At 55.9% G+C, this 16,052-nt stretch carries 16 protein-coding genes and 2 tRNA genes; 14 read left to right on the forward strand and 4 right to left on the reverse strand.

What is annotated here, in order from left to right; translation table 11 throughout:
• Positions 1-4: 4 nt before the first annotated feature.
• Positions 5-895: a (2E,6E)-farnesyl diphosphate synthase gene (ispA, locus tag I6L34_RS15710; protein WP_064338656.1), complete on the reverse strand. Its 891-nt coding sequence runs from the start codon at positions 893-895 to the stop codon at positions 5-7.
• Complete coding sequence (gene xseB, locus I6L34_RS15715; protein ID WP_005338838.1) at positions 896-1,147, reverse strand: exodeoxyribonuclease VII small subunit; 252 nt, start codon at positions 1,145-1,147, stop codon at positions 896-898.
• A 211-nt stretch (positions 1,148-1,358) separates the two neighbouring features.
• Between xseB and pomA the strand changes: the two genes are divergently transcribed.
• The 3 genes from pomA to greA all read left to right on the forward strand — a co-directional run bounded on the left by pomA (position 1,359) and on the right by greA (position 3,652).
• Positions 1,359-2,117, forward strand: a complete 759-nt coding sequence (gene pomA, locus I6L34_RS15720) for a flagellar motor protein PomA (RefSeq protein ID WP_005349525.1) — start codon at positions 1,359-1,361, stop codon at positions 2,115-2,117.
• An 8-nt stretch (positions 2,118-2,125) separates the two neighbouring features.
• Entirely contained in the window at positions 2,126-3,019 is an 894-nt protein-coding gene (locus I6L34_RS15725; protein ID WP_005349528.1) for a flagellar motor protein MotB, read from the forward strand.
• Between the two features lie 156 nt (positions 3,020-3,175).
• Positions 3,176-3,652 carry a transcription elongation factor GreA gene (gene greA, locus I6L34_RS15730; protein WP_005343528.1) on the forward strand — a complete coding sequence of 159 codons (477 nt, stop codon included), beginning with the start codon at positions 3,176-3,178 and terminating at the stop codon, positions 3,650-3,652.
• A 76-nt stretch (positions 3,653-3,728) separates the two neighbouring features.
• On the opposite strand, the gene I6L34_RS15735 is transcribed toward greA, so the two are convergent.
• The gene (locus I6L34_RS15735) at positions 3,729-4,310 is read right to left on the reverse strand and encodes a hypothetical protein (RefSeq protein ID WP_058057301.1); all 582 of its coding nucleotides are present in this window, start codon (positions 4,308-4,310) and stop codon (positions 3,729-3,731) included.
• A 103-nt stretch (positions 4,311-4,413) separates the two neighbouring features.
• Positions 4,414-4,710, reverse strand: coding sequence for a ribosome assembly RNA-binding protein YhbY (gene yhbY / locus I6L34_RS15740; RefSeq protein ID WP_005338829.1), 297 nt, complete (start codon positions 4,708-4,710; stop codon positions 4,414-4,416).
• A 97-nt stretch (positions 4,711-4,807) separates the two neighbouring features.
• Between yhbY and rlmE the strand changes: the two genes are divergently transcribed.
• The 11 genes from rlmE (at position 4,808) to infB (ending at position 16,024) form a co-directional block, all read left to right on the forward strand.
• Positions 4,808-5,437, forward strand: a complete 630-nt coding sequence (rlmE, locus tag I6L34_RS15745; protein ID WP_005338828.1) for a 23S rRNA (uridine(2552)-2'-O)-methyltransferase RlmE — start codon at positions 4,808-4,810, stop codon at positions 5,435-5,437.
• A 45-nt stretch (positions 5,438-5,482) separates the two neighbouring features.
• Positions 5,483-7,429 (forward strand): ATP-dependent zinc metalloprotease FtsH, encoded by a 1,947-nt coding sequence (gene ftsH / locus I6L34_RS15750; protein WP_058059433.1) that lies wholly within the window; start codon positions 5,483-5,485, stop codon positions 7,427-7,429.
• Positions 7,430-7,488: 59 nt separating this feature from the next.
• Positions 7,489-8,334, forward strand: coding sequence for a dihydropteroate synthase (folP, locus tag I6L34_RS15755; protein ID WP_216954961.1), 846 nt, complete (start codon positions 7,489-7,491; stop codon positions 8,332-8,334).
• 15 nt (positions 8,335-8,349) lie between these two features.
• Entirely contained in the window at positions 8,350-9,684 is a 1,335-nt protein-coding gene (glmM, locus tag I6L34_RS15760) for a phosphoglucosamine mutase (RefSeq protein ID WP_005338823.1), read from the forward strand.
• Between the two features lie 131 nt (positions 9,685-9,815).
• Positions 9,816-10,580 carry a triose-phosphate isomerase gene (gene tpiA, locus I6L34_RS15765; protein ID WP_075115417.1) on the forward strand — a complete coding sequence of 255 codons (765 nt, stop codon included), beginning with the start codon at positions 9,816-9,818 and terminating at the stop codon, positions 10,578-10,580.
• Positions 10,581-10,907 (forward strand): preprotein translocase subunit SecG, encoded by a 327-nt coding sequence (gene secG / locus I6L34_RS15770; protein ID WP_005338811.1) that lies wholly within the window; start codon positions 10,581-10,583, stop codon positions 10,905-10,907.
• Positions 10,908-10,914: 7 nt separating this feature from the next.
• Positions 10,915-10,999, forward strand: a tRNA-Leu gene (locus I6L34_RS15775).
• A gap of 92 nt (positions 11,000-11,091) precedes the next feature.
• A tRNA-Met gene (locus I6L34_RS15780) sits at positions 11,092-11,168 on the forward strand.
• Between the two features lie 166 nt (positions 11,169-11,334).
• Positions 11,335-11,793 (forward strand): ribosome maturation factor RimP, encoded by a 459-nt coding sequence (gene rimP / locus I6L34_RS15785; protein ID WP_005338809.1) that lies wholly within the window; start codon positions 11,335-11,337, stop codon positions 11,791-11,793.
• Positions 11,794-11,807: 14 nt separating this feature from the next.
• Positions 11,808-13,310 carry a transcription termination factor NusA gene (gene nusA / locus I6L34_RS15790; protein ID WP_216954962.1) on the forward strand — a complete coding sequence of 501 codons (1,503 nt, stop codon included), beginning with the start codon at positions 11,808-11,810 and terminating at the stop codon, positions 13,308-13,310.
• A 20-nt stretch (positions 13,311-13,330) separates the two neighbouring features.
• On the forward strand, positions 13,331-16,024 hold the full coding sequence (infB, locus tag I6L34_RS15795) for a translation initiation factor IF-2 (protein ID WP_216954963.1): 2,694 nt from the start codon (positions 13,331-13,333) through the stop codon (positions 16,022-16,024).
• Positions 16,025-16,052: the final 28 nt, after the last annotated feature.

A 16,052-nucleotide genomic window follows, 5' to 3' on the forward strand; every position in this document is an offset into this window, starting at 1 on the left:
GCGTTTAGTGGGTTCGCTCGATGATGTAATCGGCAAACGCTTCCAGAATGTCGGTATTGTAGGGCAAGGATTGCAGGGCTGTTAAGGCTTTCCCATGCAGTTCGCGAGCCAGCTCACGGGCATTTTCGAGTCCGAGCAGGGCCGGATAGGTACTTTTTTCCAGCGCCAGGTCAGAACCTTGCGGCTTGCCCAAGGTGGCGGTATCACCTGTGATGTCGAGGATGTCATCCTGCACCTGAAAGGCGAGGCCAATCGCGGCGGCATAGGTTTGCAGGGCAGCCAGCGTGGCGTCATCGACATCGGCTTTGCACAGGGCGCCGAGCGCCACGGCGCATTCAATCAGCGCACCGGTCTTGTGGCGGTGTACCTGCTCCAGTTCGGCAAGCGTGATCTGGCGCCCTTCGGCCTGCAGATCCAGCGCCTGACCGCCACACATACCGAGATAGCCGGAGGCGCGAGCGAGGGTACTCAGCATCCGCACCCGGTTGGCCATCAAGGAGTCGGGCATGGGGTGATCGGCCAGAATGGAGAACGCCAGGGTCTGCAGCGCATCACCGGCCAGAATGGCGGTTCCTTCGTCAAACGCCTTGTGAACGGTTGGCTGACCACGACGCAGGTCGTCGTTATCCATGGCGGGCAGGTCATCGTGCAGCAGGGAGTAGGCGTGGATGCACTCCACGGCAGCCGCAGGGCCATCCAGCAGTTCGCTCTTGACGCCCAGCATCTCGCCGACCGCGTAGACCAGAAACGGGCGAACCCGCTTGCCGCCCAGCAGCAGGCCATAACTCATGGCATCGCGCAGGCGCGGCGCCATGGCGGGCAAGGATTCAAGTTGTGCTGACAAACAGTCGTCAATACGCTGACGATGCAGACGGGAAAAATGGTCCAGCGCCACTCACTCCTCTCCTTGTTCTGGCTGGAAGGGGGCGAGCTGGTCACTGCCATCGGCTTGACTGAGCAGGATCTGGATCTTCTGTTCGGCCAGTTCCAGCTTCTGCTGACCGGCCCGTACCAGATGAACGCCCTGCTCGAACTGCTTGAGTGCCTCTTCCAGGGGTAGGGAACCTTGTTCCAGCTGATGAACGATGGTTTCCAGCTCTTCCAGAGTGGCATCAAAACTCAGACGGTCGATTTTTTTACTGGCCATGTCCATCCTCGGGGATTGAAAAAAACGGCTTATATTAACATCGACCGTCCACAGGGGGGAGGCAGAAAAGCATTGCCCTCTCAAACTCTCGCTAAACTGGCCGATAATGAGCCATCATTCTCAGTGGATGCATGCTTGCCGCATGGGTCGCAATAGCAGAAAATTCAACAGACTATAAATAGACATAAGAACCGGTGACAGGAGTAGGGACGTGGATCTAGGCAGTCTGATAGGGATAGTGCTGGGTTTCGGGGTGGTGGTGTACGGCATGCTGCTGGGTGGCCCCATGAGCATGTATGTTGATATGCCATCGGTCTACATCACTGTATTGGGCTCAATCTTCATCGCCATGATGAAGTTCAACCTTGGCCAGTTCCTGATGGCATTCAAGGTGGCGGGCAAAGCCTTTATGTACAAGGGCGACAAGCTTGAAGACCTGATTACCAAAGCCGTTGAACTGGCTGACGCGGCTCGCAAAGGTGGCTTTCTTGCGCTGGAGGCCGCAGAGATCCCCAATGCATTTATGAAAAAAGGGATCGACATGCTGGTGGATGGTCACGATGCCGAAGTGGTGCGTGCCGTGATGGAAAAGGATATCGACCTGACAGCCGAGCGCCATGTCATTGCCATCAAGGTCTTCCGTACCCTTGGGGATCTGGGCCCAGCCATGGGGATGATAGGTACGTTGGTGGGTCTGGTGGCCATGTTGGCCAACATGAGTGACCCCAAGTCGATCGGGCCGGCGATGGCGGTGGCCTTGCTGACCACCCTATACGGTGCGATAGAGGCCAATATGTTGGCGATCCCGATTGCCGACAAGCTGGAGCTGCGCAGCGGGGAGGAGAAGCTCAGTCGTACCTTGATCCTTGATGCCATTATGGGGATTCAGGATGGCCAGAACCCGCGGGTGATCCAGTCCATGCTGCAAAACTATCTGAACCAGTCCAAACGTAATACTGGCACCGAATAGGGGGCGCTATGTCTGATTGCAAGTGCCCACCACCAGGTCTTCCTGGTTACATGGGAACCTTTGCCGACCTGATGTCACTGCTGATGTGCTTCTTCGTGCTATTGCTCTCCTTTGCCGAGATGGATGTGCAGAAGTTCAAGCAGATAGCCGGTTCCATGGACAAGGCATTCGGGGTACAGAACATCCTTGAGGTGAAAGATATTCCCAAGGGAACCTCGGTGATTGCCCAGGAGTTCAGGCCCGGTCGCCCGGAACCCACGCCGATTGATACCGTGATGCAGCAGACCATCGATCTGACCCAGACCGAACTGGAGTTTCTGCCCGGCGAGTCGGATCAGGCCGGTGGTCAGGACAAGAGTGATGGCAAACAGACGGGGGGCGATACCGCGCAGGATGCGAAGAAGGCGCAAGAACAGTCCAATACCCTGGCCAAAGCACTCGCCGAACAGATGAAAGATCAGATCCAGGATGGCGCTATCGAAATTGAGGCGCTGGGCCAGCAGATCATCATCCGGATCAGGGAAAAAGCATCTTTCCCGGCCGGTTCGGCATTTCTGCAGCCACAGTTCTGGCCGGTCATTCGCAAGGTAGCGACCCTGCTCAAGGATGTGCCGGGTGAAATCACCATCTCCGGTCACACCGACAACGTGGCGACCGAAGATGAGCTGTTCCAGTCCAACTGGGAGCTGTCGTCGCAACGGGCGGTTGCGGTGGCGCACCAGATGCTGAAGGTCCCCGGTTTTGATCAGGGGCGACTGGTGGTGCAGGGGATGGCGGACTCCCAACCATTGGTGCCCAATACGACCCCGGAAAATCGTCGGATGAACCGGCGGGTGGAGATCGCCATCATGCAGGGCAAACCGACTGTTTCGGCCCCCATTTCCGTACCGGAAGGGAAGTAAGTGAAGGGAATGTCGATGACGCAAGTGGGATCTGCATCAGGGGGCTGACGTGGATTTTGTGTTGGCTTCATATTAAGATGCCTCATCCGAACCGATTGCTGCGGCCTCCTTGCAGATGGCCGCAGTTTCTATTTTCAAGCAACCCAGGTTTCGACTATGAATCATACTCCGATGACTGTTCGCGGCGCTGAGAAGCTGCGCGAAGAGCTCGATTATCTCAAGACCGAGCTTCGTCCCCAGATTATCGAAGCGATTGCCGATGCCCGTGAGCACGGTGATCTGAAGGAAAACGCCGAATACCATGCCGCTCGCGAGCAGCAGGGGTTCTGTGAAGGCCGCATTCAGGAGATTGAAGCCAAGCTCTCCAATGCGCAGGTGATCGATGTCACCAAGATGACCAACAACGGCCGCGTTATTTTTGGCGCGACTGTGACTTTGCTCAAGAGCGAGACAGAGGAAGAGGTGGTCTACCGCATCGTGGGTGACGATGAGGCTGATATCAAACAGAACCTCATCTCTGTCAACTCTCCCATTGCTCGCGCCCTGATTGGCAAGGAAGTGGACGATGTCGCAATCGTCAAGACCCCTGCTGGCGATGTGGAATACGAAGTACTGGAAGTCGCTTATATCTAAGCGAATGCTACAGACGATGAAACAGGGGGGCTGGTGCTCCCCTGTTTGTCTTTATCTATATGATTATTGATAAAAATCAGGACAGATACGCCTCGGTAAATGCGTCCTGATGACGCTGAAACAACCAGTGGCGCAGTCGTTCTATGTTGCTCTCGCTCATTTGAAAGCTCAGCGCCCAGGTGGCATGGTCGGCATTGGCTTTGATGCGCCTTACCAGTCGTCCCTGCAGTGGAAGAGGGGCCTCTTGCTCGATGCAGAGCTCGCCGTTGATGGGGGTATCGGCCACCATGTCGATGGGCAAATTTTCCACAATGAGGCCGTTGAGGGAGAGGCTGAGTACCTGAAACAGGCCCAGGTCGCTGCATAGCTTGGCTTTTTGGGTGAGACGCCAGGCGCGCGGTTGCGCAAATCCCAGCTCCCTGATGACCGGTGCCGATAACCGGGGCTCGACGAAGCCATCTTCCCCTTGGGTAAAGCTCAGAGGAAAACGCAGCTGATGGCCTGCGAAGCGGGCTTCGAGTACAAGGTGTTCGGCTTTTTGCAGCAAGCCAAGCATGGGGGCATCGAGGTGACCACTCAGAACATGGGTGTCCTGATTGCTCCCCAAGTCCCGCAGCATGGCCAGCTCATCGTCGGTCAGAATAGGATGGTGAGCCATAATGCGTGTCCGGAAGTATTCATCGCAGGTTAAGGGCTTTGCGACTACTTTGGCAAGCGACTCGGGAAGAAGTGGAATAAGGAAAGAGCGATGCTCTTTCCTTTTACTTGCGGGGCAGCTGGATTTTGGGTTCGTTGGCTTGACGATAGATGGTCAGCACATGACCCATGCTTTGCACCTTGATTGAACCGGTTTCACGGACGATAGCATCCATAACCAGTTGTTTCATTTCGCGATCTTCAGAGGCAACCTTAACCTTGATCAGCTCGTGATGGTTCAGTGCCAGATCGATCTCGGCCAGTACACCTTCGGTCAGACCATGCTGACCCAGCAGGACGACAGGCTTGAGGCTATGGGCAAGGCCCTTGAGGTACTGTTTCTGTTTATTGTTGAGAATCATCGCAATTTCTTCATAAGTCAGGGTTGAAAGGGGCGTATTCTACCCCCACTTAGCCCTTAATACTAATAACCCTTGTGGTTTTTTAAAGTCGATTATCATGACCCAGAAAAAACGTTCCCCCAGTTCAACTCGCTGGTTAAAAGAACATTTCGACGATCAATACGTCAAAAAAGCCCAGAAAATGGGCCTGCGTTCTCGTGCTGTTTTCAAGATTGACGAGATCCAGGGCAAGGATCGCTTGCTGAAACATGGCATGACCGTAGTGGATTTGGGGGCAGCCCCCGGTGGTTGGTCCCAGTTTGCGGTTGAACAGGTTGGTGATTCGGGTCGCGTCATCGCATGTGACATTTTGCCGATGGATCCGATTGCTGGTGTCGATTTCCTGCAAGGGGACTTTCGGGAGGAAACTGTACTCGGCGCCTTGCTGGAACGAGTGGGCCCCGACAAGGTCGATGTCGTGATGTCTGATATGGCGCCCAACATGAGCGGTACCCAGCAGGTGGATCAGGCTCGCGCCATGTATCTGGTCGAGCTGGCACTGGACATGTGCAATCAGGTATTGCGTAGTGACGGCAGTTTCGTAGTGAAGGTGTTTCAGGGAGAGGGCTTTGATGCCTATCTCAATGAAATTCGTAAACTTTTCTCCGCTGTCAAAATTCGTAAACCAGACTCATCCCGCGCCAGATCACGGGAAGTCTACATTGTGGCTACCGGTTTTAAACTGTAGTACCCTAACCTTCATCGTTAACTGTCAGTCTGCGAGGTTACTGATTTGAGTGACATGGCGAAAAACTTAATCCTGTGGCTGGTCATCGCCGTCGTTTTGATGTCGGTGTTCAATAGCTTCAGCCCCAGCGATACCACCAGTCGCCAGCTGGACTATTCCAGCTTCGTTAAAGAGGTGACCCAAGAGCAGATCCGTGAAGTGCGGATGGACGGTAAGGTCATTAATGGCGTCAAGCGTACTGGTGAACGATTCACCACCATCATCCCGGCGCCGGATCCCCAGCTGCTCAACGACATGCTCAATCACAATGTCAAAGTGATGGGCGAGAAGCCGGAAGAGCCGTCTCTGTTGACCTCTATCTTCATCTCCTGGTTCCCGATGCTGCTGCTGATCGGTGTCTGGGTCTTCTTCATGCGTCAGATGCAGGGCGGCGGTGGCAAAGGTGCCATGTCGTTCGGCAAGAGCAAGGCTCGCCTGATGAGCGAAGATCAGATCAAGACTACCTTTGCTGACGTTGCAGGTTGTGATGAAGCCAAGGAAGAGGTGAAGGAGCTGGTCGACTATCTGCGCGACCCGAGCAAATTCCAGAAACTGGGTGGCAAGATCCCGACCGGTGTGCTGCTGGTCGGTCCTCCTGGTACCGGTAAGACCTTGCTGGCCAAGGCTATTGCGGGCGAGGCCAAGGTGCCGTTCTTCACCATCTCAGGTTCTGATTTCGTGGAGATGTTCGTCGGTGTTGGTGCCTCCCGTGTGCGTGACATGTTCGAACAGGCCAAGAAATCTTCTCCCTGCATCATCTTCATCGATGAAATTGATGCGGTCGGTCGCCAGCGTGGCGCCGGTCTGGGTGGTGGTCACGATGAACGTGAGCAGACTCTTAACCAGATGCTGGTCGAGATGGATGGTTTTGAAGGCAATGAAGGCATCATCGTCATCGCAGCCACCAACCGTCCTGACGTACTGGATCCGGCACTGCTGCGTCCGGGCCGTTTCGACCGTCAGGTGGTGGTCGGTCTGCCGGATGTCCGTGGTCGCGAGCAGATCCTGAAAGTGCACATGCGCAAAGTTCCGCTGGCGGATGACGTCAATCCGGCACTGATTGCCCGTGGTACCCCCGGTTTCTCCGGTGCGGATTTGGCCAACTTGGTCAACGAAGCAGCCCTCTTCTCTGCCCGTGAGAGCCGCCGAGTGGTCTCCATGGCCGAGTTCGAGAAGGCCAAGGACAAGATCATGATGGGTGCGGAACGTCGCTCGATGGTGATGAAAGAGTCCGAGAAAGAGATGACTGCGTATCACGAAGCTGGCCACGCCATCATTGGTCGTCTGGTGCCGGATCATGACCCGGTTTACAAGGTCTCCATCATTCCGCGCGGTCGTGCGCTGGGTGTGACCATGTATCTGCCGGAGCAGGATCGCTGGAGCCACTCCAAGCAGCATCTGGAGTCGATGATTTCCAGCCTGTATGGCGGTCGTCTGGCTGAAGAGCTGATCTACGGCGCCGAGAAGGTTTCCACTGGCGCTTCCAACGACATCGAGCGGGCGACCGAGATTGCACGCAAGATGGTCACCCAGTGGGGTATGTCCGAGCGTCTCGGCCCAATGCTCTACGCGGAAGAAGATGGTGAAGTGTTCCTCGGTCGCAGCATGGCCAAGGCCAAGCATATGTCCGACGATACCGCTCGCGTTATCGATGCCGAGGTCAAGCAGGTCATCGACCGCAACTACGCCCGTTCCAAGCAGATCCTGCTGGATAACATGGACGTGTTGCACAGCATGAAAGATGCGCTGATGAAGTACGAGACCATCGACGCCAAGCAGATCGATGATCTGATGGCGCGTCGCGAGGTACGTGCTCCGAGCAACTGGCATGACGAGCACGGTGATACCCCGCAAGGCGGTTCCACCGTGGCTGCCGAGGCCAAGCCGGCCGATGAGGCAGCACCGGTGGTGGATGTCACTATCGACAAAGCCAACGACGCTCCGGCCAAATAATCGTGACTCTCCAAACCCCGGGCTTGCCCGGGGTTTTTCTTTATCAGATGGATGTGAAAATGCAGCTAACCAGCAAGGGGCTCAGCCTCTCTCTCGATCGTCCCCATGTGATGGGGATCCTCAATGTAACGCCCGACTCCTTCTCCGATGGTGGCAATTTCAACCAGTTTGAACGGGCCATGGCCCATGCGCGGCAGATGGTCTCTGACGGTGCAACCCTCATCGACATCGGTGGCGAGTCTACCCGCCCTGGTGCGCCCGATGTGAGCGAGCAGGAGGAGCTGGACAGGGTCATTCCTGCCGTGGAGCAGATGGTCCGTGAGCTGGACGTGATGATCTCCCTCGATACCTCCAAAGCGGCTGTAATGCGGGAGGGTTGCCAGGCGGGTGCCCATCTGATCAACGATGTGCGGGCGCTGCAAGAGCCTGGAGCGCTGCAGGCCGCGGCCGAAGCGCAGGTTCCGGTCTGTCTGATGCATATGCAGGGGCAGCCGAGAACCATGCAAGTCGAGCCGCACTATGACGACCTGATCGGGGAGGTACGCGCCTTCTTTGATGAGCGTATTGCGGCTTGTCTGGCGGTCGGGATCCGTCGTGAAGAGCTGTTGCTGGATCCGGGATATGGCTTTGGCAAAACCCTTGCACACAACTATCAGCTGTTGGCGGCTCAAAAGGAACTGCTTGATTATGGCTTGCCGCTATTGGTGGGGATGTCGCGAAAGTCTATGATAGGCAACCTGCTGGGCCGTCCGGTGGATGAGCGTCTGGCGGGCAGTCTGGCATGCGCCCTTATCGGCATGCAGCATGGGGCCCGCATCATCAGGGTACATGATGTACGGGAGACCATGGACGCATTGCGCGTCGGTTGGCTGGCAATGACGGGACAAGATTTTATTTCCAAATAATAAAGAGAACAGACAATGGCAAGAAAGTATTTCGGTACCGATGGTGTGCGCGGCAAGGTTGGCGAATACCCGATCACCCCTGATTTTGTAATGAAATTGGGTTGGGCTGCCGGCAAGGTGCTCTCCAAGAAGGGCACCAAAAAGGTGCTGATTGGCAAAGATACCCGCATATCCGGTTACATGCTGGAATCCGCGCTGGAAGCGGGGCTCTCTGCGGCAGGCCTCAAGGCCATTCTGATGGGACCGATGCCCACGCCGGCGGTTGCCTACCTGACTCGCACTTTCCGTGCCGAAGCTGGCATCGTCATCAGCGCCTCACACAACCCCTTCTACGACAACGGCATCAAGTTCTTCTCCGCCGATGGCACCAAGCTGCCCGATGATGTCGAGCTGGCTATCGAAGCCGAGCTGGATCACGAGCTCAAGTGTGTCGAGTCTGCCGAACTTGGCAAAGCGGTGCGCATTGATGATGCCGCCGGTCGCTATATCGAATTCTGCAAGAGCACCTTCCCCTCCCACATGAATCTGGATGGGGTGAAAATGGTGGTCGACTGTGGCCACGGGGCGACTTATCACATTGCGCCTTCGGTTTTCCGAGAGCTGGGTGCCGAAGTGATCACCATGGGCTGCGCCCCGGATGGCCTCAACATCAACGATGGGGTGGGTTCGACTGCGCCTGACGCTCTGGTTGCCAAGGTACTGGAGTGCAAGGCTGATCTAGGGGTTGCCTTTGATGGTGATGGTGACCGTCTGATCATGGTTGACCACACTGGCTATCTCATCGACGGTGATGAAGTGCTCTATATCATCGCGCGCGATGCTCTGCGCAATGGTCGCCTCAAAGGCGGTGTCGTCGGCACCCTGATGGCCAACATGGGTCTGGAGCTGGCGCTGCAAACCCTGGGCATTCCGTTTGCCCGTGCCAAGGTGGGTGACCGCTATGTGCTGGAGATGATGGAAGAGAAGGGCTGGCGCATCGGTGGCGAGAACTCCGGCCACATTATCTGTCTGGATCAGACCACTACGGGTGATGGCATCGTAGCCGCCTTGCAGGTGCTTACCGCCATGCGCAGTGCCGAGATGCCGCTGGCCAAGCTGCGCTCCGGCATGAGCAAGTTCCCGCAGGTTCTGGTGAATGTTCGTTTTGCCGAAGGCAAGGATCCGCTGGCCGCTGATGCTGTCATGGCTGAGGTTGCCAAGGTGGAACAGGAGCTGGCTGGTCGTGGTCGCGTACTGTTGCGCAAATCAGGTACCGAGCCGCTGATCCGGGTCATGGTCGAAGGGGAGCATGAACAGCAGGTGCGTGACATGGCTCAGCGCATCGCCAAGCAGGTTGAATCGGCGTTTTAATGAACAACCAGGGCGGCTTTTTAGCCGTCCTGGTTGTATCTTGTTCAAACGATTCAAAAATTTAAAAATAGCACTTGTCAGCTGAGCATCCTCTGGATATTATCAGCCCCGCTTTCGCAAGGGAGTTGCCGATGGGACATCGCAAGCCGTTTGTAGCAGCCAACTGGAAGTTGCACGGTAGTAGGTCGCAGTTAGAGCAGTTTACGAGTCAGTGCCTAAACGGCGTTGACAGAAAAGTAGATGTGGTTCTCTGTCCTTCCCATGTGCATCTCGACTTTAGCGCTTCACTGCTCAATGAGCAGAAAGTAATAAAGTTGGGGGCTCAGAATGTGAGTCAGCACGCTACTGGCGCTTACACTGGAGAAATCTCGTGTCAGATGCTGGTTGAGGCAGGGTGTCGTTACGTATTGGTAGGGCACTCCGAGCGCAGGCGTCTCTTTGGTGAGACCAGTTTTATCGTCGCAGAGAAGTTTGCGGCAGCCAGAGCGGCAGGCTTGATTCCCATCCTCTGTTTAGGTGAGTCAGGTGCAGCGAGGCAGGCGAGAAGAGCCTTCGAGGTGATCGCCGAAGAACTGGATATCGTCATAGAGAAAAATGGCGCGATGGCTTTCGATAATGCTATCATCGCCTACGAGCCGATTTGGGCTGTAGGTACAGGTAAATGCGCCACACCCGAGCAGGCACAAGAGGTTCATTCCTTTATACGTGGTCGCTTGGCGGAGGATACTCCGGTAATAGGTGAGAAAGTTAGAATCATCTATGGTGGGAGCGTAACGCCGACCAATGCGAGAGATTTGTTTGCCCAGCCCGACATTGATGGCGGCCTGATTGGCGGAGCAAGCCTCGATAGCGATGCGTTTTTAGGAATTGTTGAAGCGGCAAAGGGTGCAAGTTAAATGTACGAGATTCTTTTAGTCGTTTATCTGTTGGTGTCACTGGCTCTGATTGGTCTGGTGATGATTCAGCAAGGTAAAGGGGCTGATATGGGCGCCTCCTTCGGCGCAGGGGCATCGAACACAGTATTCGGCTCCGGTGGTTCAGGCAGTTTCCTGACCCGAACAACAGCAATTTTGGCTACTCTGTTTTTCGTTATCAGCCTGGTGCTTGGATCTATGTCCAGCAACAAGGTAAAACAGGGTAGTGAGTGGGAGAATCTGCAACAAACCCAACAGGTTGAGCAGACTAAAGCGCCAGTGAAGAAAGATACTGACGTTCCCGAGTAAGAGTTTTGCCGTGGTGGTGGAATTGGTAGACACGCTATCTTGAGGGGGTAGTGCTCTAGGGTGTGCGGGTTCGAGTCCCGCCCACGGCACCAATTAAGCAGTGAGCTCGGGAAACCGAGTGTATTATAGCCAGTCAGTCTTGTATCGAGAGAGTGAAGTGGCTATAATCTCGCACGATTTCGGACGCGGGGTGGAGCAGCATGGTAGCTCGTCGGGCTCATAACCCGAAGGTCGTCGGTTCAAATCCGGCCCCCGCAACCAAATTTCACGCATTTCCTACGCTCAGGAAGGCGGTCGCTGCGAGGCGACAATCAGGGTAAAGCGCCAAGCCCCGATTTGACATCGGGGCTTTTTGTTATGTGCAATTTACTCTGAATCGATATCTATCTGGGCTTTATGCCCTTTTTTTGTTTTTCGGAGGGTGACTTTGGCTACGTTGGAACAACGTTTGACCGATCTGCTCGAGGCTCCGGTCGTTGCCTTGGGTTTTGAACTTTGGGGTATTGAGTTTATCCGTGCGGGTAAACACTCCACCTTGCGTGTCTATATCGACGGCGAGCAGGGTGTGACTGTCGAGAACTGTGCTGAGGTCAGCCATCAGGTTGGCGCCATCATGGACGTCGAAGATCCCATCACCGAGGAGTACTACCTCGAGGTATCCTCCCCAGGCCTGGATCGTCCCCTGTTCAAGGTTGCCCATTTCGAAAAATACGTTGGCCAAGAGGCGGCGGTAACGCTTCGGATGGCAACAAACAACCGCCGCAAGTTCAAAGGCGTAATCAAAGCTGTGCAAGGCGACATGATCACCCTGACAGTAGATGGTAAGGACGACGTGTTGGCTTTCACCAATATCCAAAAAGCGAACATAGTGCCGAACTTTGGTTAACGAGGCTATCGGATATGAATAAAGAGATTTTGCTGGTCGTTGACGCAGTATCCAACGAGAAAGCGGTACCCCGTGAGAAGATCTTCCAGGCTCTGGAAACCGCGCTGGCGACTGCGACCAAGAAGAAATATGAAGGCGAGATTGAAGTTCGGGTCGAAATCGATCGCAAGACCGGTGACTACGACACTTATCGCCGCTGGGTAGTCATTGCGGATCAAGCCGCGATGGAGAACCCCTATGCTGAAATCACCCTGGAAGCGGCACAAATTGATCAGCCGGAAATCCAGATCGGTGAGTATGTTGAAGACCAGATCGACTCTGTGACCTTCGACCGTATCACTACCCAGACCGCCAAGCAGGTTATCGTGCAGAAAGTGCGCGAAGCCGAGCGTTCACAAGTAGTTGATCAGTTTAAAGATAAAGAAGGCACCATCATCAGTGGTGTGGTCAAGAAGAGTAACCGCGACAACGTCATCCTGGATCTGGGCAGCAATGCTGAAGCCGTGATCTTCCGTGATGACATGCTGCCGCGTGAAACCTTCCGCCCGGGCGACCGTGTCCGTGGCCTGCTGTATGCAGTACGTCCGGAAGCCCGCGGTTCCCAGCTGTTTGTCAGCCGTTCCAGCCCGGACTTCCTGAAAGAGCTGTTCCGTATCGAAGTACCGGAGATCGGTGAAGAGATGATCGAAATCATGGGCGCTGCCCGTGATCCGGGTTCCCGCGCCAAGATCGCGGTGAAGACCAACGATCGTCGTATCGACCCGATCGGTGCCTGTATCGGTATGCGTGGTGCCCGTGTGCAAGCTGTCTCCGCCGAGCTGAGCGGTGAGCGTGCCGACATCGTGCTGTACGATGACAACCCGGCCCAGTACGTGATCAATGCCATGGCACCTGCCGATGTGGCCTCCATCATCGTTGATGAAGACAACCACACCATGGATATCGCCGTGGAAGCTGCCAACCTGGCTCAGGCCATCGGTCGCAATGGTCAGAACGTGCGTCTGGCCTCCCAGCTGACCGGTTGGGAGCTGAACGTGATGACCGTTGAGGACATGCGTGCCAAGCACCAGGCCGAAAACGACCGCATCATGAACCTGTTCACCAGCACTCTGGATATCGACGACGATTTCGCCGGTCTGCTGATGGAAGAGGGCTTCTCTACCCTGGAAGAGATCGCCTTTGTACCGGTCAACGAGCTGCTGGCTATCGACGGTCTGGATGAAGACATGGTCGAAGAGCTGCGCAAGCGCGCCAAAGATGCCCTGACTACCAAGGCACTGGCCAAAGAAGAGTCTTTCGATGGCGTTGAGCCGTCCGAAGAGCTGCTCAATCTGAACGGTCTGAGCCGCGAACTGGCTTACGCTCTGGCGGGCCGTGGCGTGGGCACCCTGGAATATTTGGCTGAGCAAGGTATCGATGACCTTGCTGATATTGAAGGGCTGACTGCCGAGAAGGCAGGTGAGCTCATTATGGCTGCTCGCAATATCTGTTGGTTCGGAGAAGAGCAGTCCGAGTAAGATCAAACGGAGGAAAATGAATGGCAGAAGTATCAGTCAAACAACTTGCCACTGACATCGACACACCGGTTGATCGTCTTCTCCAGCAGTTTGTCGATGCCGGTATCAGCAAGAGCAAGGCCGACGACATGGTCAGCGAGTCTGAGAAACAGGCCCTGCTGGCACACCTGAAGAAACAGCATGGAGGTGACGAGGTCGCCGCTCCTGCCCGCATGACCTTGCAGCGCAAGACCAAGAGCACCATCAGTGTTCAGGGGACTGGCGGCAAGAACAAGGAAGTGCAGGTAGAAGTGCGCAAGTCTCGCACCTATGTAAGACGCTCGGCGCTGGAAGATGAACAGCGTCAGGCGGAAGCCGAGGAAACAGCGCGTTTGGAAGCAGAAGAAAAAGCTCGTCGCGAGGCCGAAGAGAAGGCTCGCCTCGAAGCTGAAGAGAAGGCTCGCCGTGAGGCTGAGCAAGCTCGTCGTGAAGCTGAGGAAAAGGCGCGGATCGAGGCACAATCAAAGGCTCGACAGGCTTTACAGCCCGCCAAAGCAGCCAGTAGCACAGCTCAGCAAGAGGCAGAAAAGATGGCCAAGCGCGAAGCAGAAGAACTGAAGCGCCAACAGGAACAAACAGCTTTGAAAAAAGCTGAAGAACTCGCCGCGAAGAAAGCCGAAGAGGCTCGTCTCATGGCGGAACAGAACGCAGCCCGCTGGGCTGAAGAAGAGGCCGCTCGCGCCAAAGAGAGCAGCGACTACCATCTGACCACCAACAAGCATGCGCAAGCCGCAGAAGACGAGTTGGATCGGAAAGAAGAGACCAGCCGCCGCACTGCTGCAGCTGCCAAGGCACCGAAGAAAGCCGGTCGTCGTGAAGATGATCGCGACTCTCGCAACCCGCGTGCCCGCAAAGGCAAGCGCGGCAAGGTCGCCATGCCGAACGCCATGAAGCACGGCTTCAACAAGCCGGCTGCCGTGGTGAACCGCGACGTCGTCATCGGCGAGACCATCACTGTGGCCGAGCTGGCCAACAAGATGGCCGTCAAGGGCGTTGAAGTCATCAAGGTGATGATGAAGATGGGGGCCATGGCCACCATCAACCAGGTGATCGACCAGGAGACCGCTCAGCTGGTCGCCGAGGAGATGGGTCACAAGGTTGTGCTGCGTCGTGAGAACGAGCTGGAAGAGGCGGTACTGTCCGATCGTGACGAGACCTCCGAAGCCAAGCCGCGCGCACCGGTCGTTACCATCATGGGTCACGTTGACCATGGTAAGACCTCGCTGCTCGACTACATTCGTAAAGCCAAGGTTGCTGCTGGCGAAGCCGGTGGTATTACCCAGCACATCGGTGCTTACCACGTCCAGACTGACAGTGGCATGATCACCTTCCTGGATACCCCGGGTCACGCGGCGTTTACCTCCATGCGTGCTCGTGGTGCCAAGGCGACCGATATCGTTGTTCTGGTTGTTGCAGCTGACGACGGCGTGATGCCGCAAACCATCGAAGCTATCCAGCACGCCAAGGCTGCCGGTGTGCCGCTGGTTGTTGCGGTCAACAAGATCGACAAGCCGGAAGCGGATCCGGATCGCGTCAAGACCGAACTGGCCCGTTACAACGTCATGTCCGAAGATTGGGGTGGAGACTGCCAGTTCGTGCACGTATCCGCCAAGTCTGGCGAAGGCATCGACGACCTGCTGGAAGCCATCCTGATCCAGGCTGAAGTACTGGAGCTGAAAGCGGTGGTTGACGGCATGGCCAACGGCGTCGTGATCGAATCCTTCCTGGATAAAGGTCGTGGTCCGGTTGCTACCGTACTGGTACAAGAAGGTACTCTGCGTCAGGGCGACATCGTTCTGTGTGGTCTCGAGTACGGCCGTGTTCGCGCCATGCGTGACGAACTGGGTCGCGAGATCAAGGAAGCAGGTCCGTCCCTGCCGGTGGAAATCCTGGGTCTGTCCGGCGTTCCCTCTGCCGGTGACGAAGCCACCGTTGTCCGTGACGAGAAGAAAGCCCGTGAAGTGGCGCTCTATCGTCAGGGCAAGTTCCGCGAAGTCAAGCTGGCTCGCCAGCAGAAGGCCAAGCTGGAAAACATGTTCGCCAACATGACCGAGGGCGAAGTGTCCGAAGTGAACGTGGTGATCAAGGCCGACGTACAAGGTTCTGTGGAAGCGATCTGCGATGCGCTGGTCAAACTCTCCACCGACGAAGTGAAGGTGAAGATCGTGGGTTCCGGCGTAGGTGGTATCACCGAAACCGACGCGACCCTGGCTGCTGCTTCCAGCGCCATCCTGGTTGGTTTCAACGTCCGTGCCGACGCATCTGCGCGCAAGGTCATCGAATCCGAGAGCCTGGATCTGCGTTACTACTCCGTCATCTATGACCTGATCGACGAAGTGAAGCAGGCCATGAGCGGCAAGCTGGCCCCTGAGTATCGTCAGGAAATCATCGGTCTGGCTGAAGTGCGTAGCGTCTTCAAGTCTCCGAAGTTCGGCGCCGTTGCCGGCTGTATGGTTACCGAAGGTGTGGTCAAGCGTTCCAACCGTATCCGCGTTCTGCGTGACAACGTGGTTATCTATGAAGGCGAGCTGGAATCCCTGCGCCGCTTCAAGGATGACGTCAACGAAGTTCGCAACGGCTACGAGTGTGGTATCGCGGTCAAGAACTACAACGACGTGCGCGAAGGTGACCAGATCGAAGTTTACGAGACTGTTGAAATCCAACGGACTCTGTAAGCCGAGAGTTAGACAAAATAGGGGGCCG

The organism is Aeromonas sp. FDAARGOS 1404 (assembly GCF_019047085.1).
In the GTDB taxonomy this organism is placed as follows: domain Bacteria; phylum Pseudomonadota; class Gammaproteobacteria; order Enterobacterales; family Aeromonadaceae; genus Aeromonas; species Aeromonas veronii.

What these genes read in the sequence shown, in the direction of transcription:
- nusA (WP_216954962.1), top strand. Translation starts at nt 11,808, where the DNA reads ATGAATAAAGAGATTTTGCTGGTCGTTGACGCAGTATCCAACGAGAAA.
- I6L34_RS15735 (WP_058057301.1), bottom strand. Translation starts at nt 4,310, where the DNA reads ATGGCTCACCATCCTATTCTGACCGACGATGAGCTGGCCATGCTGCGG.
- glmM (WP_005338823.1), top strand. Translation starts at nt 8,350, where the DNA reads ATGGCAAGAAAGTATTTCGGTACCGATGGTGTGCGCGGCAAGGTTGGC.
- infB (WP_216954963.1), top strand. Translation starts at nt 13,331, where the DNA reads ATGGCAGAAGTATCAGTCAAACAACTTGCCACTGACATCGACACACCG.
- I6L34_RS15725 (WP_005349528.1), top strand. Translation starts at nt 2,126, where the DNA reads ATGTCTGATTGCAAGTGCCCACCACCAGGTCTTCCTGGTTACATGGGA.
- greA (WP_005343528.1), top strand. Translation starts at nt 3,176, where the DNA reads ATGAATCATACTCCGATGACTGTTCGCGGCGCTGAGAAGCTGCGCGAA.
- secG (WP_005338811.1), top strand. Translation starts at nt 10,581, where the DNA reads ATGTACGAGATTCTTTTAGTCGTTTATCTGTTGGTGTCACTGGCTCTG.
- rlmE (WP_005338828.1), top strand. Translation starts at nt 4,808, where the DNA reads ATGACCCAGAAAAAACGTTCCCCCAGTTCAACTCGCTGGTTAAAAGAA.
- yhbY (WP_005338829.1), bottom strand. Translation starts at nt 4,710, where the DNA reads ATGATTCTCAACAATAAACAGAAACAGTACCTCAAGGGCCTTGCCCAT.
- xseB (WP_005338838.1), bottom strand. Translation starts at nt 1,147, where the DNA reads ATGGCCAGTAAAAAAATCGACCGTCTGAGTTTTGATGCCACTCTGGAA.
- tpiA (WP_075115417.1), top strand. Translation starts at nt 9,816, where the DNA reads ATGGGACATCGCAAGCCGTTTGTAGCAGCCAACTGGAAGTTGCACGGT.
- folP (WP_216954961.1), top strand. Translation starts at nt 7,489, where the DNA reads ATGCAGCTAACCAGCAAGGGGCTCAGCCTCTCTCTCGATCGTCCCCAT.